Origin of the sequence: Polaromonas sp. (genome assembly GCF_012927415.1) — a bacterium.
Lineage (GTDB): Bacteria > Pseudomonadota > Gammaproteobacteria > Burkholderiales > Burkholderiaceae_C > Polaromonas.
The window spans coordinates 50,967-67,001 of the sequence record NZ_JABBPF010000161.1; the positions used below are offsets into that span (position 1 = coordinate 50,967).

General features: G+C 62.9%; 17 protein-coding genes and 1 tRNA gene. 6 read left to right on the forward strand and 12 right to left on the reverse strand.

Going from position 1 to position 16,035, the window contains the following annotated elements:
• Window positions 1–17: 17 nt before the first annotated feature.
• The gene (locus HHJ19_RS13650) at window positions 18–503 is read right to left on the reverse strand and encodes a hypothetical protein (RefSeq protein WP_296908288.1); all 486 of its coding nucleotides are present in this window, start codon (window positions 501–503) and stop codon (window positions 18–20) included.
• Between the two features lie 189 nt (window positions 504–692).
• Here HHJ19_RS13650 and ytfE point away from each other — a divergent pair, with 189 nt between their 5' ends.
• Entirely contained in the window at window positions 693–1,439 is a 747-nt protein-coding gene (gene ytfE / locus HHJ19_RS13655) for an iron-sulfur cluster repair protein YtfE (RefSeq protein ID WP_296908290.1), read from the forward strand.
• A gap of 33 nt (window positions 1,440–1,472) precedes the next feature.
• Here the strand turns inward: ytfE and HHJ19_RS13660 are convergent, their stop codons facing one another.
• The 3 genes from HHJ19_RS13660 to HHJ19_RS13670 form a co-directional block, all read right to left on the reverse strand.
• Window positions 1,473–1,730 (reverse strand): hypothetical protein, encoded by a 258-nt coding sequence (locus tag HHJ19_RS13660; RefSeq protein WP_296908292.1) that lies wholly within the window; start codon window positions 1,728–1,730, stop codon window positions 1,473–1,475.
• 8 nt (window positions 1,731–1,738) lie between these two features.
• On the reverse strand, window positions 1,739–2,176 hold the full coding sequence (locus HHJ19_RS13665) for a universal stress protein (protein ID WP_296908294.1): 438 nt from the start codon (window positions 2,174–2,176) through the stop codon (window positions 1,739–1,741).
• A 293-nt stretch (window positions 2,177–2,469) separates the two neighbouring features.
• Window positions 2,470–2,778 carry an EthD family reductase gene (locus tag HHJ19_RS13670; protein WP_296908296.1) on the reverse strand — a complete coding sequence of 103 codons (309 nt, stop codon included), beginning with the start codon at window positions 2,776–2,778 and terminating at the stop codon, window positions 2,470–2,472.
• 436 nt (window positions 2,779–3,214) lie between these two features.
• On the opposite strand from HHJ19_RS13670, the gene HHJ19_RS13675 reads away from it, so the two are divergent.
• Window positions 3,215–3,529, forward strand: coding sequence for a high-potential iron-sulfur protein (locus tag HHJ19_RS13675; RefSeq protein WP_296908298.1), 315 nt, complete (start codon window positions 3,215–3,217; stop codon window positions 3,527–3,529).
• A 285-nt stretch (window positions 3,530–3,814) separates the two neighbouring features.
• On the opposite strand, the gene HHJ19_RS13680 is transcribed toward HHJ19_RS13675, so the two are convergent.
• Window positions 3,815–3,890, reverse strand: a tRNA-Arg gene (locus HHJ19_RS13680).
• A gap of 203 nt (window positions 3,891–4,093) precedes the next feature.
• Between HHJ19_RS13680 and HHJ19_RS13685 the strand changes: the two genes are divergently transcribed.
• Window positions 4,094–4,969 (forward strand): c-type cytochrome, encoded by an 876-nt coding sequence (locus HHJ19_RS13685; RefSeq protein ID WP_296908299.1) that lies wholly within the window; start codon window positions 4,094–4,096, stop codon window positions 4,967–4,969.
• A 103-nt stretch (window positions 4,970–5,072) separates the two neighbouring features.
• On the opposite strand, the gene HHJ19_RS13690 is transcribed toward HHJ19_RS13685, so the two are convergent.
• The 3 genes from HHJ19_RS13690 to HHJ19_RS13700 are packed head-to-tail and all read right to left on the reverse strand — an operon-like array spanning window position 5,073 to window position 7,185.
• Window positions 5,073–5,630, reverse strand: coding sequence for a DUF2946 family protein (locus tag HHJ19_RS13690; protein ID WP_296908300.1), 558 nt, complete (start codon window positions 5,628–5,630; stop codon window positions 5,073–5,075).
• A gap of 4 nt (window positions 5,631–5,634) precedes the next feature.
• Window positions 5,635–6,723, reverse strand: coding sequence for an alpha/beta fold hydrolase (locus HHJ19_RS13695; protein WP_296908301.1), 1,089 nt, complete (start codon window positions 6,721–6,723; stop codon window positions 5,635–5,637).
• Between the two features lie 15 nt (window positions 6,724–6,738).
• On the reverse strand, window positions 6,739–7,185 hold the full coding sequence (locus HHJ19_RS13700) for a nuclear transport factor 2 family protein (RefSeq protein ID WP_296908303.1): 447 nt from the start codon (window positions 7,183–7,185) through the stop codon (window positions 6,739–6,741).
• Between the two features lie 137 nt (window positions 7,186–7,322).
• Here HHJ19_RS13700 and HHJ19_RS13705 point away from each other — a divergent pair, with 137 nt between their 5' ends.
• From HHJ19_RS13705 to HHJ19_RS13715, 3 genes are read left to right on the forward strand one after another with little or no spacing between them, the layout of a single operon-like run.
• Window positions 7,323–7,922 (forward strand): LemA family protein, encoded by a 600-nt coding sequence (locus tag HHJ19_RS13705; protein ID WP_296908304.1) that lies wholly within the window; start codon window positions 7,323–7,325, stop codon window positions 7,920–7,922.
• 13 nt (window positions 7,923–7,935) lie between these two features.
• Window positions 7,936–8,889 (forward strand): TPM domain-containing protein, encoded by a 954-nt coding sequence (locus HHJ19_RS13710; RefSeq protein ID WP_296908305.1) that lies wholly within the window; start codon window positions 7,936–7,938, stop codon window positions 8,887–8,889.
• Entirely contained in the window at window positions 8,886–9,419 is a 534-nt protein-coding gene (locus tag HHJ19_RS13715; RefSeq protein ID WP_296908306.1) for a TPM domain-containing protein, read from the forward strand. Before HHJ19_RS13710 ends, HHJ19_RS13715 begins: the two co-directional genes overlap by 4 nt.
• A gap of 107 nt (window positions 9,420–9,526) precedes the next feature.
• On the opposite strand, the gene pdeM is transcribed toward HHJ19_RS13715, so the two are convergent.
• Genes pdeM through HHJ19_RS13735 form a run of 4 tightly spaced genes read right to left on the reverse strand, consistent with a single transcriptional unit; the run spans window position 9,527 to window position 15,880 of the window.
• On the reverse strand, window positions 9,527–10,213 hold the full coding sequence (pdeM, locus tag HHJ19_RS13720; RefSeq protein ID WP_296908307.1) for a ligase-associated DNA damage response endonuclease PdeM: 687 nt from the start codon (window positions 10,211–10,213) through the stop codon (window positions 9,527–9,529).
• Complete coding sequence (locus HHJ19_RS13725) at window positions 10,210–13,143, reverse strand: DEAD/DEAH box helicase (protein ID WP_296908308.1); 2,934 nt, start codon at window positions 13,141–13,143, stop codon at window positions 10,210–10,212. The genes pdeM and HHJ19_RS13725 overlap by 4 nt, the downstream gene beginning before the upstream one ends.
• Window positions 13,140–14,810 (reverse strand): ATP-dependent DNA ligase, encoded by a 1,671-nt coding sequence (locus HHJ19_RS13730; protein WP_296908309.1) that lies wholly within the window; start codon window positions 14,808–14,810, stop codon window positions 13,140–13,142. The genes HHJ19_RS13725 and HHJ19_RS13730 overlap by 4 nt, the downstream gene beginning before the upstream one ends.
• Window positions 14,807–15,880, reverse strand: a complete 1,074-nt coding sequence (locus HHJ19_RS13735) for a ligase-associated DNA damage response exonuclease (RefSeq protein ID WP_296908310.1) — start codon at window positions 15,878–15,880, stop codon at window positions 14,807–14,809. The genes HHJ19_RS13730 and HHJ19_RS13735 overlap by 4 nt, the downstream gene beginning before the upstream one ends.
• Between the last annotated feature and the right edge of the window lie 155 nt (window positions 15,881–16,035).

Below are 16,035 nucleotides of genomic sequence, written 5' to 3' on the forward strand. Positions count from 1 at the left end.
CGGGCCGATCCGGGGCATCAGTTGTTGTCGTTCATCCTGATGGGAATTTCCATGCCCTGGCCGGTACGCTGGACGACATTGCCGCCGTCCAGATAGACCCAGAAGTACATGTCCTGGGTGACGTCCAGCCAGCGGTAGGTCATGATGTCCCCGGACCAGGAGGCGACCCGGTCAATGCTCGCGGGCCGGCCAAACTCGCGTTCCACGTCCCCACGCGTCCATTTGCCCGGCTCGATTTTTGAAAGCTCGGCGAGCGTCATCATCTGACGCACGGCGATCACCCGGCCCGCAGCGTCCAGATCGACCATCACGGCGCGCTGGCCGGCGGGTTGGGACGAGTACTGCAGCCGTGTCCCGCCAGCCACCGGCAGCACGCGCGACGGCTTGCCGTAATGCGCCACGACATCTTCGCGCGACATGCCCGGCTGCACTGCGGACATGGCACAAGCCGCCGTGAGCAGCACGGCCAGCGCAAGACTTGCAACATTTTTGACAACCCTCATGGCTTACTCCCGATTGATGGACTAGTTTGACATTTTCCGGAAAAGATTGTTTCCCGGCGAAACCTGAGTCCTGCCCTGACCCTGACCCTGACCCTGACCCTGACCCTGACCCTGCTATTAAAAGATACATTGTTAATGCACTTTATGCCATAAAATAGCGTTCTTACACGAACCATCGAGGATATTTCCATGAGCGCCAGAGACAAATTTGAACCCACTGCTGCGACCGCGACAGCCGATCGCGCAGAGCAATCCCTGGGACGCCTTGCCGTGGACCTGCCAGGCGCGACGGCCGTGTTCAGGAAGCTGAAACTGGACTTCTGCTGCGGCGGTCTCGTCAGCCTGCGCCAGGCGGCACTGGACAAACAGCTGGACCTGGACGACGTGCTGGGCCAGCTCGCCGCGCTGGAGCGGCCTGACGCCCTGCCTGAAAACGTGGCACCCGGCGCGCTGATCGACCACATCATCAGCCGCTACCATGAGGTTCACCGCATCCAGCTGCCCGAGCTGGTCCGCATGGCGCGCCGCGTCGAGGCGGTGCACCGCGAACACCCGGATCTGCCCACCGGGCTGGCCGCACTGCTGGAAGGGATGGAGCAGGAACTGCTGGCACACATGCAAAAAGAAGAGCTTATTTTGTTTCCGCTGCTCAAGTCGGGCGGCCGCCCTTTTGCCGACCGGCCCATCAGCGTGATGCGCGAGGAACACACCAGCCACGGCCAGGCGCTGGACCAGGTCCATGCCCTCACGAACGACATGCAGGCCCCCGAAGGCGCGTGCAATACCTGGCGCGCGCTTTACACCGGCATCGCGCAGTTCACCGACGACCTGATCAACCACATCCATCTGGAAAACAACGTGCTGTTTCCGGCCTTTGAAGCCGCCAGGGTGTCGGGCTGCGGCAGCGCCGAAGGCAGCGCTTGCGGCTGCCAATAAGCCGCTGAATCAGGCTGGCAAGCGCGAGCGGCGTTAGCGCCCAGCCGGCAAGCCGGGTTTGCGGCGATTTGTCGGCGCTCCAGAATGCGCTGCCGTGCGCGCCACCGGATCGGCGCTTGCCGGGTCGATCGGCGGGCCATCCCACCCAGCCTCGAAGGCTGCAGGGTCTTTGCCCGCCGCGCCCAACCGGTCAGTCTTGCGCGATGCGGGCTGATGGCCAAAAGACTCGAAGGTATTGAAAAAGGTGAGCTGCTGCAGGCCCAGCCCGAAGTTGAAGGTGGCGATGCCCATCAGGGCGGTCAGCGAGTAATGACGACCAGCACGCTGCAGGGCGAGTGCTCTATCAGTGTGCTTGACATTGAACCGCGCCACCAGCGGGCCGCCCAGTTGTCGAGGTGCTTGTGGCCGACCACGATCAGGTCAGCCTGCATCGTGCCCGCATAGCGGGTGATTTCCGGCACAACTTCACCCACCAGCACTTCGCCGCGCGCCTGATATCCGGCCTCGGCCAGCCGGCGTAATCCGTCGTTGAGGGTTGTCTGATACCTGTCCTTTTCCTGGTCGATCATCTCCGAGCTGTAATAGCCGCCCTCGATCCCCATCACACCAACCGACATCGACATCACCGCGCCGAGAAAGATGGCCGACTGGCTCCAGTGGGCGATATCCCGGCAGTCCAGCAAAGCTTTCTGACCAGCCTCGGAGCCATCGTAAGCCAGCAAAATGCGTTTATACATAGAGCACACCTTAAAGTGAGAAAGACGCGTCAGGCACGCGAATTCAGCATAAACCTCATGCGCAGGCCGCGCAACTGCCGTGCGCGGCAAAACCTGGCCGCTGGCGCGCTACTGTCATTGTGCAGCGCCCCAAACCAGCACGGTGATGGCCATTTTCCGGCTGCTAAGGCTGATCACCGTGACCCCGTCCGGGATCAGCGGGGCACCGTCGGCATGGCGTTGCGTGACCCTGTCACACCGCTTCGTCGACGGGTTTTCGGAGGCCACACGGGAAACTGAACAGCAGCCGTAAATCAGATTTCTTTGAAATCAAACATCAGCAGCTCGACCCCGGCTTGCGCAAAACTGGCCAGATCATCTGCCGCGGCCTGGCCTTGCGGCGAGCTCAGGGCCAGCTGAATGGCGGCCAGCGAATCAAAGGTCAGAATGCCCACCAAATGAAAAGACGACTCGCCGGTGTTCGAGCTGATCGCGCCGCTGCTCACTTCATAGGTACGCAAGCCCGGCATAGTCTTGGCAAGAGGTACATGAACCGAAAAATAGTGGCGGTCAAACGCCGCAGGGTCCGGTGGGTTTTTGTAGAGTGCGACGAGCTTTGCCATGGAATGTCTCCTTCACGGGGTTGAGGCGGGTGGACGCGTCCAGCGCTACCTTGCCACTGGCAGCGTGCCAATACACCTTACATCAAACCGCAGCCGGGGCACAGCGGGGCAACCTGTCCGGCAGCCAAAAATGAACTAGATTGCGCTGAAGTCCATATAAAACGGCTATGTCGCGCTACATATTTAATAGCAATCAAGCCGCTGGAAAAAGTGCGAGCTCGCGGTACGGCCAGCGGCGCATGGGCAGCGCTTCGCGCTTAGGCGTAGACTACTCTTTCGCCCATTTTGGTGAGAAAAACAGGGACATGGCCTAATTTTGATTTGTGCGCGACCGTTGGCGGCCGGCACAAACAGCACGATGATTTTTCGATGCGAGCGCTTTGCATCGCAGTCGTCCCGGGGTCAGTTCCAATTTTTATAATTGAGAACCCACATCATGAATTCAAACCGCAGAATCTTCGTCATTCAATCCGTCGTCGGCGCAGGGGCACTGGCTACTGCCCACCTTGCACGGGCCCAAACCCCGCCGATGGTCAAGGAAAGCGATGCACAGGCTACGGCGCTGGGCTACAAGGCCGACGCCACCAAGGCCGACAAGGTCAAGTTCCCCAAATACGCAGCGGGTCAGAATTGCGCCAGTTGCGCACTTTACCTGGGCAAGCCAACCGACGTCGCCGGCGGCTGCCCGCTGTTTGCGGGCAAGCAGGTGGCAGCCAAGGGCTGGTGCAGTGCGTGGGCCAAGAAGGCCTGAGTCCAGACCTGGCCTTCGTAGCGCCATGCGCTTAACAGCTGATTGCAGCACTGCCCGGCTTGCCGGGCAGCTGCTCAGCAAAACATCAGGGCGATCAGGGCGGCGTCTTCACCGACGTTAAGCAAACTGTAGCCGGCGAGTCGCCAAGCCAGATAAGTTGCCGTATCCCACCAAGTGTAAAGATTCATGTTGAAGTGCGGCTTGGCGTTAGTTGATATGACGCCAACACCTGGGCAAACATTCAACATCCTCCGGGCGGATGACCACGGCGGGCGATGCAGTTCTTGGTGCGGCTGGCGGGGATCGAACCCACGACCCTTGGCTTCGGAGGCCAATACTCTATCCACTGAGCTACAGCCGCAACGCTGGAAAACAACTTGACGCAAAGTCTGAAGGCGAGACTGGCTCTTGGGCAATCACGCTGCGCATTAACTGGTTAACGCGCAGGAACATGATTCTATCAGCCAGCCTGCCGCGGGAGGTTTTGCAAGGCTCGCGGCTATAATATGAGGCTGCTTCAGCAGACCGAGATAGCCCCCCGATTTCTAGCTTTTTGAGGACGCCATGAGCGCTAACGATCACACAACGGCCCACGCAGAAGTACACACCGGACCGATCAAGACCCCTCAGCAGCTGCTGGCCGCGGTTTTTTTCTCTTTTGTGGTTCCGATTTTTGCCATTATCGGACTGGTTTATTACGTGACTTCCGCCAACAAGCCGCTGGCCGGTAGCGATAACTCCGAACGGGCAGTGGCGCAGCGTATCCAGAAAATCGGCATGGTCGAAATCCGCGACGCCAACCGAGTGCTCAAGACCGGCGAGGAAGTCTTCAAAGCCCAGTGCGTGACCTGCCACGGCGCGGGCTTGGCGGGTGCGCCCAAGTTTGGCGATGCCGCTGCCTGGAGCCCGCGTATCAGCACCGGCTATGACGCACTGTTGCTCTCAGCGCTCAAGGGCAAGAACGCCATGGGCGCGCAGGGTGGCGGTGACTATGAGGACATTGAAATTGGCCGTGCGGTGGTCTACATGACTGCCGCAGCGGGCGGCAAATTCCCCGAGCCCGTAGCACCTGCGGCAGGTGCTGCTTCGGCCCCTGTGGCTGCCGCGGCTACGGCTCCAGCCGCTACAGCGACACCCGCCCCCGCCCCTGCCGCTACCGTGGTGGCAGCCGCTGCGCCGGTGGTTGCTGCCGCGGCCGCACCGGGTGTGGGAGAAGCTTTGTACAAACAGGTCTGCATGGCCTGCCATGCGGCTGGTGTGGCGGGCTCGCCCAAGTTTGGCGACAAAACAGCCTGGGCTCCGCGCATCAAAACCGGCATGGAGACCCTGTACGCGAGCGCTATCAAGGGCAAGGGCGCCATGCCGCCCAAAGGGGGCTCAGCCGCCCCTGACGCAGACATTCGCGCGGCGGTTGACTACATGGTGGGCGCGGCCAAATAAGCAGCAAGCCGCCGCGCTGCATGAAAAAAACCGGTCGATGACCGGTTTTTTTCATGATTTTCAGAAAATCAGGCGCTGGTCCAAAGCATACGGATACTGAGTGCTATTGTTTTTGTAGCAATTGCGGACTGCGTACATAAGCAAATCGGGCCGGCAGATCCGCCGCCTTGAATTCCTCGGGCATCCACAGCCCCTGCTCCAGCGCATCAGCCGCGTGCAGCATGTCCTGGGTATGCACCAGGCCGAAGCCCAGGTCGGTTTGCAGGTAGAGCCGCCCCTGCTGGTCGAGCACGCAGCGCTGGACATGTGCCGGCTGGCCGGTGTGCGCCGCCACGGCAAACCCTGGTGCCGCGTCAACGCGCCAGATGAAGGGAGTGGCTTCGAGCTCCACGTAGACGCGCTGCGGACCGTTCTGGAAAAACCAGCGGCCGCTGGCGTCGCTCTCGTAATTGCGCTGGATGAAGTCAATCAGCTTGGCATGCTTGAGCAGCGAGCCCCTGGCGCCTGCATTGCTGCCTCCTTCTTGCGCGGCAAAAGACCCGGCTGCCTGAGCCTGGTCGTCGCGCATGTACCAGTTGCCGCGTGCATCCAGCCCGAGCCAGCCGAAGCAGTCGGGAACGTTGGGCCATTTCGCAATGGCTTGCCTGACGATGTCATCCATGGGGCTATTTTGCGCTGTTTTGGCCCGCTTGAGGCGCGACCGCCTGCGCGCTGGCCGGCAGCTGCGCGGCCAGGAAAGCCGCCACCGCTTCAGGCATGGCGCGCACATGCGCCGGAAAATCCGACACCGGAAAGCCGACATGGCCGCCGTGCGCGGGCTGCCATAGGGTGACGTGGCGACTGACCTCGGCCGGCAGCGGCAGACTGCTGGCCGGAACAAAGGGGTCATTCAAGGCATTCAGCGCCAGCGCGGGTATGGCGATACGCCCCAGATGCGGCTTGGCCGAGGCCCGCGCCCAGTAGTCGTCCACGCCTCGGAAACCGTGGACGGGTCCGGTAAATACATTGTCGAATGCATGCAGGTCGCGCGCCGCGAGCAGCGCATCGCGGTCAAACAGACCGGGGTGCTGCGCCAGCTTTTTCAGCGCCTTGGGCACCATGGTGCGGAGGAACATGCGGGTGTAGACCTGCCGGTTAAAACCCCGGCCTATGGCCCAGCCGCTGGCGGTCAAATCGAGCGGCGAGCAGACTGACGCGACGGCGGACACCCGCTGCCCGGCTTGCGCACCCATTTCACCAGCCCAGCGCAACAGGGCGTTGCCGCCCAGGGAAATACCGACGGCCAGCACCGGCCCGACATGCTCCCGGGAAAACCGCCCGAGCATCCAGTCGATCTCGGTGAAATCACCCGAGTGGTAGGCGCGCGGTGCCAGGTTGAGCTCGCCAGAGCAGCCGCGAAAATGCGGCACGGCAAAAGCCCAGCCCCGGCGGCGGGCAACGTCGGCAAAGGCTTCGGCATAGTGGCTGGCCGATGAGCCTTCAAGACCGTGAAACACCACCAGCAGCGGCTGTTTGGCCGCACCAGACTGCCGCAAGCAGGGTTCAGCCCCGCCAGCGGGGAGCGAAGGAAAAGCAGTGCCAAGCATGGCGGCCGACTCCACCAGCCAGTCAACATCGACGAAGTCGCTGTCGGGCGTGGCCCAGCGTTCGCGGCGAAACACCGGGCGCGGGCCGACGAAGCGTCGGGCGTGCAAGGCGGCCCAGATGGTTTGCATATTGCCGCCAGGCAGCCACCAGGGCGCTACATAATTCATAGCTTACTATAACCGTCAATGCAGGACTTGCGGCGTTTTCGGCTCTTCATTGAGCTCCTGCGCATTGCCCGGGCTGGCATGGTGCGCCACCATACGCCAGCCCTGCGCGGTCTGGTGGTAGACGTTGGTGGCAATCACATAGCCATGACGGGGGCCTTCTTCGGTCAAAACTTCTATTCGCTCCAGCACGCTGTGCACGCTGGCGCTCAGGGTGTCGAGCTTGCGCACACTGACGGCCTGGGCGCGAATGCTGCCGTTGGAAAACATCGCATCAAACGCGCCGCGTACCGCCGCCGGGCCGACCAGCCGTGCGCCACCCGGGTGGACACAGACGATTTCGTCCTCATCGCCCCAGCAGGCCATGAGTTTTTCGATGTCGCCGCTTTGCAGGGCTTCGTAGAACGCCGCCTCGACGTCGTCGACGTTGCCGGCACTGGCCGGTGGAGCTTTGAGTTTTCGCATGGGGTCAATCGGGTCAGTTGGCCAGCAAGGCAGCGGCTGTGCTGCGGATTCAGACTGGAATTGTGCGCCGCCTCAAGCCGGGCCTGGGCGACGTTTGACTATGGTAGTGTTGAGGCCTGAATTCTGGAGGCTTTTACATGACAACCCGCTTATTATGTTTATCTTTCGTCGCCTTGCTGAGCGTGCTGCTCACGGGCTGCGGCTACAACAATTTCCAGAGCCTGGACGAGCAGACCAAGTCGGCCTGGTCCGAAGTGCTCAACCAGTATCAGCGCCGCGCTGACCTGGTGCCCAATATTGTCGCTACGGTCAAGGGTGAAGCGGCCTTTGAGCAAGACACGCTGACCAAGGTAATTGAGGCGCGCGCCAAGGCCACGTCCATCCAGGTGACACCTGAAACGCTGAACGACCCCGCCGCCTTCAGCAAATTCCAGGCCGCGCAAGGCGAGCTGGGCAGTGCCCTGAGCCGCCTGATGGTGGTCAGCGAACGTTATCCAGACTTAAAGGCCAACAAGGGCTTCAGTGATTTGCGGGTGCAGCTGGAAGGCACCGAAAACCGCATTACCGTCGCACGCAACCGCTATATCCAGACCGTGCAGGAGTACAACGTGCTGACGCGCAGCTTCCCCAACAACCTGACCGCGCTGATTTTTGGCTACAAGGTCAAGCCCAGCTTTGCCGTGGCGAATGAAGCGCAGATTTCCGTGCCGCCGGTGGTTGATTTCAACAAGAAGTAAGCAGCGGCTTCAGATGACTTCGCGCCGCCTGTTGCCCCTGTTGTTTCGTGCGCTGGCCCGCCGGCTGATGCCGGCTCTGCTGCTGGCGCTGTGGCTGCCATTTGCGCCCCTTGGGGCGTGGGCCCAGGGCGTCCAGGCGGTGCCGCCGCTGACGGCGCATGTGATGGACAGCACCGGCACCCTGAGTGCCGAGCAGCGCGATGCGCTGGATGCCAAACTGACAGCGTTTGAGAAAGCACGCGGCGCGCAGGTGGTGATGCTCCTGGTGCCGACCACTCAGCCCGAGGACATTGCCGCCTTTGCGCAGCGGGTCGGAGACAGCTGGAAAATCGGCCGCAAGAGCATCGGCGATGGCCTGCTTCTGGTGGTGGCCAAAAATGACCGCACCGTTCGCATCGAAACCACCAAGGCGCTGGAAGGCGCCATTCCTGACCTGGCGGCAAGCCAGATCATTGAAACCGCGATCACACCACGCTTCAAGCAGGGCGATTTTGCTGGCGGACTGGATGCCGGCGCCGATCAGATCATGGCGCGCATCACCGGCGAGAAACTGCCTGCCCCGCCCCAAGGGACGGCAAATCGCCGCGGCAGCAGCGGCGGCTTTGACTGGACCACGCTGGCGGTATTCCTGTTTTTTGCAGTGCCCCTCGGCGGTCGCGTGCTGTCTGGCGTGCTGGGCCGAAAGCTTGGCTCGGTGGCTACCGGTGGCGCCGTCGGCGTGCTGGCCTGGCTGTTCACCAGCAGCCTGCTGATTGGCGGCATCGCAGCGCTGGCAGGCCTGGTGTTCGCCCTGATTTCCGGTATCAGCGGCCTGGGCGGCCTGACCCGGGGAGGTCACTCTTCAGGCTGGGGCGGGGGTGGTTTTGGCGGAGGGGGCTTCGGTGGCTCGGGGGGCGGGGGCGGCTTCGGCAGCGGCGGTGGTGGAAACTTCGGCGGCGGTGGCGCCTCGGGCAACTGGTACGCATGATGAACAAGCTCGCACTGCTGCTCAAACATCTGTGGCTGGACAGCTCCGACAGCCGGCGCGCCATTCCACCCGACATGGTCAAGCGCCTGGCTGAACGGGTGGCCGCCAGCGAGCAACGCCACAGCGGGCAGATACGCATCTGCGTAGAGGCTTCACTGCCCGCAAGCTATCTGTGGCGGCTGGACCGCAAAAACACCATTAAGACCCTGATACGGCAACGCGCCATCACGATGTTCGGCAAGCTGGGCGTCTGGGACACCGAACACAACAATGGCGTACTGATTTATGTGCTGCTGGCCGAACATGCCCTCGAAATCGTCGCCGACCGCGGGCTGACGCGTCATGTGGACGCAGCGCAGTGGCAAGCCATGCTGGCAGGCATGGCTGGCGCTTTTCAGGAAAAGCGCTATGAAGACGGGCTGACGCAGGCAGTGCAAGAAAGCTCGGCGGTACTGATGGCGAATTTTGCGCGCACAAACCTGTCGCTGAACCATCCCAACGAATTGCCCGATACGCCGCTGCTGCAGTAGGGCGCAATGCCTTGGGTCTTCCTTGCTATATTTTTAATAGCTGGTGGTGCCGAAGAAACATCGACTAAAAGCTGTTTTCAGCCCTAAACCGGGTTGTCGGCCAGCGTTCAGCGTGCGGCAGGCACGCGCCACACTGCGCTGCCGCCAACGGCGTACAGCGTTCGTCCCGGCTGACGCTCGACTTGCCAGCCACCAGTAAATTCGCCAAAGGCGGGCAGCACGGCGCAATGGTCGTCAAAACTGAAACAGGCCAGCCGCAAACGATCGCGGCCCTGGCCGCGCAGCGTCAACACCGGATGCAGATGACCCGCGATCACGTAGCGCACGGCATCAATCCGGGGATGGTGGCAGGCGGCAAAAGGCCCGATCGCGCAGGGCTCATCGACCGTTTCGATGCCCAGAGAAAGCGGCGGATCGCCAGCGCGGCTGTCATGATTTCCGCGCACCAGCAGGCTCGGCAGCGAACGATGGCCTTCCCGCCACGCCGCGAGTTCAGCGAGCAGGGAAGGCGTTCTGGCCTGCACCGCATGCAGAAAATCGCCCAAGAACACCAGTTGCGCCGGCTGGTAGTGATTCAGCAAGGCGCTCAGGCGCGCCAGGTTCTCGCGCGTCGTGCCGGCAGGCACCGGCTGGCCCAGTGCGCGGTAAGTTGCGGCCTTGCCCAGGTGCAGGTCCGCCACCCACAAGATCCGGCGCGCAGGCCACCACAGCGCATGCTCGGGCAACAGCCAGAGTATTTCGCCAGCGCATTCAATTGCCAGCGGCCGGCCAGGCACCGCATCGGTCTGACTCACAAGCCCGCTCTGCCGCGGCCCGTGGCGCGCCCGGGTTGGCGGGGTTTGCGCGCTGTAGCGCCGCCGCCCGACGGGCTGGACAGGGTGTCCCGGGAAAACGCCAAGCTGCGGCGCACCTTCCCGGTGTCAAATTCCGCGTCCGGACTCACCTCTGCCGAGGCCTTGCGGGCAACCGGCTCATCGGCGGCCTGGTCCAGTTGCGCCACCATCCGTGCGATCCGCACTGCCACGCTTTCATTGGACAGTTGTTCGCGAAAGCGCTCGACCATCAGCGGAAAGGCAAACGGGGTGGGCCGCACGAGGGTTTGAACGACCAGCCGCTGCGTATTCATGCGTGCCAGCGTATCGCGCAGCCGGCCGATTTCCAGCTCCTGGGCAAGCAACTCCTGCTCGGCCTGCAAGAGCAGCCGGTTGGCCGGGTCATATTTCCGGAAAACCTCGTAAAACAGCGACGATGAAGCCTGGAGCTGCTTGTTACTGCGCTTTTCACCGGGATAACCCTGAAAAATCAGGCCCGACACCCGGGCAATTTCCCGAAAGCGGCGCTGCGCCAGTTCGGTCGCGTTCAGGCTGGCAAGCACTTCGTGCAGCAGTGCCGCGCGCTCATCGTGCTGGGCCAGCGCTTCCTGCGAGCGGGCATCATGGCCAGACTTGAGCACTTCTGGCAGCAGTCTGGGCCAGTCCACCTCGGTCGCGCTGAGCAGTTCAAAACCATAGTCGTTGACGGCGATGGAAAACGTACGTGGCGCATGCTGCGCCACGCGCCAGGCGATCAGGTTGGCCAGGCCCAGATGCACCGGCCGACCCGCGAAGGGGTATAAAAACAGATGCCAGCCTTCACGCGTTTTAAGCACCTCGGCCAGCAGCGTTTGCGGTGTCGGCAGGGCCGACCAGCGCTGCTGCAGCTGCAGCAACGGCTGCACGCAGCGCAGCTCGGGCGTTTCATAGCGGCCTTCCCCGGCAAGCGCGAGCTGCAGCACGACCGCGTCGGCCAGCGTGGTGGACAGCGGCATGCGCCCGCCGTTCCAGCGCGGTACGGCGGGGCGCCTGGCTTTGGCGCGGCGCACCCAGGCGGTCATCTCGTGGATCCGGACCAGTTCCAGCAGACGCCCGCCAAACAGGAAACAGTCGCCGGGTTTGAGGCGCGCGGCAAAGCTTTCTTCCACCGTACCGATTTTTGTGCCAGCGACGTACTGCACTGCCATGCTGGCGTCGCTCACGATGGTGCCGATATTCATCCGGTGGCGCCGCGCCAGCCGTGCGTCGGGCACGCGCCAAATGCCCTGCCCGTCAGGCACGGCACGCCGGTAGTCTGGGTAAACCGCCAAAGATGGACCGCCTTGCGCGACGAAGGACAAGCACCATTCCCAGTTGTCCCGCGACAAGGCGGCATATGCCGCCGTGCTGCGCACTTCTGCATACAGGTCGTCCGGCAAAAAACCGCCGCCGAGGGCAATCGTGACGATGTGCTGCACCAGCACATCAAGCGGCTGCAAGGGTGAACTGCGTGTTTCGATATGGCCCGCCACAATCGCCGCGCGGGCCGCGGCGCCTTCCACCATCTCGATGCTGTGGGTGGGCACCAGGGTGATCCGTGACGGCCGGCCCGGCGCGTGGCCAGAGCGGCCGGCGCGCTGCCGCAGCCGCGCCCCCCCTGTGGGGGAGCCGAGTTGGCGGACGCGCACGACCCGGCAAAAATAAACACCCAGATCCAGGCGGGGGGTAGAGACCCCCGCCAGGAGCGCCCCACTTTTAAGGCCGAGTTCCACCCATTCGCGCACCGCCCGGTCAAGCGAGCCATGGTGCAGTGCAATCAGCCCGGCCCAGTCCGGCCGCGCTTCCAGCATTGCCTGGTACCAGATTTCCGCCTGCGAGCGGGTGTTGGTGAAAACCAGCGTGGTGCTGCTTTTGGCGATTTCTTCAATCACCTGCGGCAGCATGCTCAGGCCCAGATGTCCGCCCCAGGGAAAACGTTCGGCGCGCTGTGGCAGCAGCGAATCAATGACGAGTTTTTTCGGTACCTGACCCTGGACCAACACACCGCCATCATGGCCAAGCAGGGTGTGCATGGCTTCGTGCAGGTTTCCCAACGTGGCCGACATGCCCCAGACCACCAGGCCGGTATCCGGAGTTCCGGGCGGGGCAAGCCCTTCGGAGGGCGGTGAGCGACGCGAAGCGAGCGAGCGTGGAAACGCCCCCTTCGAGCCGGGGCCGCGGGACTGGTGTTGCCAGACCGCAGGCGCAGCGGTCCCCCCGGGGGGCAGCGAACCGCACGGAGAAGGGAGCGTGGAGGCCCATTTCCTGAGCCGCGCCAGCGCCAGCTGCACCTGGACGCCGCGCTTGTTGCCGAGCAGCTCATGCCACTCATCAACCACAACCATCTTCACGCTGCCCAGCACTTCCTCCGCATCGGCGCGGGAAAGCAGCAAGCAAAGGCTTTCCGGCGTGGTAACCAGCACCGTCGGCAAGCGCTGGTTTTGCGCACTGCGTTCGGCAGCCAGCGTATCGCCGCTGCGCGCGCCAGCACTCCAGGCGACGAAACGCGGCGCGGCGTCATCATCGCTTGTGGCATTCAACATTTCCAGTGGAAGTTGCAGCGCACGCAATGTGTCGGCTGCCAGAGCACGCATCGGAGTGATCCACAGCACCGTCAGCGGCGCAGATTTGAGCTTTCCTTTATTTGCTATGTTTTTAATAGCTGACTGGGGCCGATTTACAGGGACCTGAACCATGAAAGACATCAAGGCGCCAAGCCAGACGGCATAGGTCTTTCCCGCGCCGGTAGTGGCATGCAGCAGACCCGAGCGGCCTTCGGAAATCGCTTGCCAGACCTCGCGCTGGAACCTGAACGGCTTCCAGCCGCGCGCAGCAAACCAGCCGTCGAGTGCCTTCTTCGCAGAAGATTTGGACGAGCTTGCCGGCGTGCTCATGTCGGCAACAAGGCCGCCAGCGTTTCCAGCGTGTCGGCATCTTCGACGGTCTTGTCCTCGCGCCAGCGCAGCATCCGCGGAAAGCGCACCGCAATGCCGCTCTTGTGGCGCGAGCTGCGGGCGATGCCCTCAAAGCCGAGTTCGAACACCAGCGTCGGCTTGACGCTGCGCACCGGCCCAAAACTCTCGACCGTGGTCTTGCGGATCACCGCGTCGACCCGCGCCATCTCGGCGTCGGTCAGGCCAGAATAGGCCTTGGCGAAGGGCACGAGCTTGCGCTCCGGTTGTCCTGATGCGCCGTCCCACACGGCGAAGGTGTAATCGCTGTAGAGGCTGGCGCGCCGGCCATGACCGCGCTGCGCATAGATCAGCACCGCATCGACGCTGAGCGGGTCGATTTTCCACTTCCACCACAGCCCGACATCCCTGGTGCGCCCGACGCCGTAATGCGATTGGCGCTGCTTCAACATCATGCCTTCGACGCCCATCGCGCGTGCCGCTTCGCGCTGAACTGCCAGGTCTTGCCAGCTGCCCCCGTTGAGCATCGGGCTGGAAAGCAGCGCGGGATGCCGCAGGTCGCCGATCAGCGTGTCGAGCTGCGCCCGGCGCTGCTCTTGTGGCAGTGCCCGCAGGTCGCGCTGCTGCCATTCGAGCAGGTCATAAGCGAGCAGCACGACGGGAATGTCGCGCAGCAGTTTGGCCCCCAGCGTCTTGCGGCCGATGCGCTTTTGCAGGTCGGCGAAGGGCTGGACGTTGCCCGTGCCGCAGGGCGAGGCTTCGTCCCTGCGCCAGACCACAATTTCGCCGTCGAGCACCGTGCCATCGGGGAGCACTTCGCCCATCTGCGCGAGTTCGGGAAAGCGCTCGGTGACCAGTTCCTCGCCACGCGACCACAGCCACACCTGGCCGGCGCGTTTGACCAGCTGGGCCCGGATGCCGTCCCATTTCCATTCAACAATCCAGTCGGCCGGCGCGCCCAGCAAGGCATCAAACTGATCAAGAGGGCGATGAAACGGATGGGCGAGAAAAAACGGATAGGGCTGGCCACTGGTCTGCTGATTTTGTTCACTGGTGTTTTCGGGCTCAATTAGCCGGGCATAGTGGGCAGCGCCGGGCTGGCTGCTGATGTGGGTGTAGCCCATCAATCGCTGCGCTACCCGCTTGGCGTCAATGCCGGCAACGGCCGCCAGCGCCTGAGTGACCTGAAGCCGCGAAACGCCAACCCGGAAACCACCGGTGATCAGTTTGAAATAGACCAGCCGCTCGTCCAGCGCGAGCTGTTCCCATTGGCCGCGCAGGGTGTCGCCCAAAGACTCAGGCGCCGTTTTTCGCAACGGCAGCAGCCGCTGCTCGACCCACAGCGCCAGACCCAATTCGTGTTGACCGGTGGGCGGTGGCAGCAACAGCGCCATGGTTTCAGCCAGGTCGCCAACCGACTCGTAGCTTTCCTCAAACAGCCACTCGGGCAATCCGGCAGCTTCCTGTGCAAGCCGGCGCAGCAGTTTGGCGGGAACCAGTTGACGCGGTTTTCCGCCAGCCAGAAAATAGATTGCCCATGCGGCATCAGCTGCCGCGGCGTTTTGCAGATAACGCTGCAGCGCGGCTTGTTTGGCCAGACTTGACGTTGTTGCATCAAGTTCGCGGTAAAGAGCGGCAAAAGCTTTCATGAAGCGGCATCGCGTGCGTCTGGCGCAGGGCCGGCCGGAAGAATCTGCTCTGCATCAACCGGTTTGGCGGTTGGAGCAGGCTGATCGGCCACATCGTCAGCGCCATACTCGGTCTGGAAGCCATGTGCGTCGAGTCCGCGCTCGCGCAGCCAGCGCACCATCACCGCAACGCTGCCATGCGTGACAAACACGCGCTCTGCGCCGGTGCCATCAATGGCGCGCTGCAGGCTGGGCCAATCGGCATGGTCGGACATGACAAAACCGCGGTCCACGCCCCGGCGGCGGCGCGCCCCCCGCAACAGCATCCAGCCGCTTGCAAAGGCATCCGAATAGTTGCCAAAACGGCGCATCCAGGGCGTGCCCTGCGCGGAAGGCGGCGCCAGCACGAGCGCCTGGCTGGTTGCCGCCGCATCGACCTCGGCCACCGTTTTTGTGGCGGGCAGATTCACCCCGGCGTCCCGGTACACCCGGTTCAGCGGCTCGACAGCACCATGCGCAATGATGGGTCCTATGCTGGCGTCAACACCGTGGAGCAGCCGCTGTGCCTTGCCGAAGGCATAGCAGAACAGTACCGACGCGCGTCCCGCGGCGGCATTGCTCCGCCACCACTGATTGATATCGGCAAACAGCTCGGCTTGTTGCGGCCAACGATAAATCGGCAGACCAAAAGTCGACTCGGTAATGAAGGTGTGGCAAGCCACCGGCTCAAACGGCGCACATGTGCCGTCGTCTTCCAGTTTGTAGTCGCCCGAGGCGACCCAGACTTCACCAGCGTACTCGACACGCACCTGGGCCGAGCCGAGCACATGGCCGGCTGGATGAAGCGAGACCCGAACGCCCTTGTGCAGCACCGACTCGCCATAAGGCAATGTCTGCAGATCGATATCCCCCAGGCGGCTTCGCAAAATGCCGGCGCTCTTGTCGTGAGCCAGATAACGTGCATGACCGACGCGCGCATGGTCGGAATGGCCGTGGGTAATCACCGCACTTTCAACCGGTCGCCAGGGGTCGATATAGAAGTCGCCGGGTGGGCAGTACAAGCCTGCCGGCCTTGCCACGATCAAATTCATGGCGCGGTCGAGTCGAGGGTATGAATAGTCCTGGATTTGCAAGGAAGAAAATGGGCCATGGCCTCCATCCTAGCGTCAGCGCGGTCAATCTGCTGGTCGCAGGCAAGCGCTTTGACTGTCAGCAGGGACTTGCGGTTTGCACGTAAACCGAGAAG

What these genes read in the sequence shown, in the direction of transcription:
- HHJ19_RS13650 (WP_296908288.1), bottom strand. Translation starts at nt 503, where the DNA reads ATGAGGGTTGTCAAAAATGTTGCAAGTCTTGCGCTGGCCGTGCTGCTC.
- ytfE (WP_296908290.1), top strand. Translation starts at nt 693, where the DNA reads ATGAGCGCCAGAGACAAATTTGAACCCACTGCTGCGACCGCGACAGCC.
- HHJ19_RS13660 (WP_296908292.1), bottom strand. Translation starts at nt 1,730, where the DNA reads ATGGGCATCGCCACCTTCAACTTCGGGCTGGGCCTGCAGCAGCTCACC.
- HHJ19_RS13665 (WP_296908294.1), bottom strand. Translation starts at nt 2,176, where the DNA reads ATGTATAAACGCATTTTGCTGGCTTACGATGGCTCCGAGGCTGGTCAG.
- HHJ19_RS13670 (WP_296908296.1), bottom strand. Translation starts at nt 2,778, where the DNA reads ATGGCAAAGCTCGTCGCACTCTACAAAAACCCACCGGACCCTGCGGCG.
- HHJ19_RS13675 (WP_296908298.1), top strand. Translation starts at nt 3,215, where the DNA reads ATGAATTCAAACCGCAGAATCTTCGTCATTCAATCCGTCGTCGGCGCA.
- HHJ19_RS13685 (WP_296908299.1), top strand. Translation starts at nt 4,094, where the DNA reads ATGAGCGCTAACGATCACACAACGGCCCACGCAGAAGTACACACCGGA.
- HHJ19_RS13690 (WP_296908300.1), bottom strand. Translation starts at nt 5,630, where the DNA reads ATGGATGACATCGTCAGGCAAGCCATTGCGAAATGGCCCAACGTTCCC.
- HHJ19_RS13695 (WP_296908301.1), bottom strand. Translation starts at nt 6,723, where the DNA reads ATGAATTATGTAGCGCCCTGGTGGCTGCCTGGCGGCAATATGCAAACC.
- HHJ19_RS13700 (WP_296908303.1), bottom strand. Translation starts at nt 7,185, where the DNA reads ATGCGAAAACTCAAAGCTCCACCGGCCAGTGCCGGCAACGTCGACGAC.
- HHJ19_RS13705 (WP_296908304.1), top strand. Translation starts at nt 7,323, where the DNA reads ATGACAACCCGCTTATTATGTTTATCTTTCGTCGCCTTGCTGAGCGTG.
- HHJ19_RS13710 (WP_296908305.1), top strand. Translation starts at nt 7,936, where the DNA reads ATGACTTCGCGCCGCCTGTTGCCCCTGTTGTTTCGTGCGCTGGCCCGC.
- HHJ19_RS13715 (WP_296908306.1), top strand. Translation starts at nt 8,886, where the DNA reads ATGATGAACAAGCTCGCACTGCTGCTCAAACATCTGTGGCTGGACAGC.
- HHJ19_RS13725 (WP_296908308.1), bottom strand. Translation starts at nt 13,143, where the DNA reads ATGAGCACGCCGGCAAGCTCGTCCAAATCTTCTGCGAAGAAGGCACTC.
- HHJ19_RS13730 (WP_296908309.1), bottom strand. Translation starts at nt 14,810, where the DNA reads ATGAAAGCTTTTGCCGCTCTTTACCGCGAACTTGATGCAACAACGTCA.
- HHJ19_RS13735 (WP_296908310.1), bottom strand. Translation starts at nt 15,880, where the DNA reads ATGAATTTGATCGTGGCAAGGCCGGCAGGCTTGTACTGCCCACCCGGC.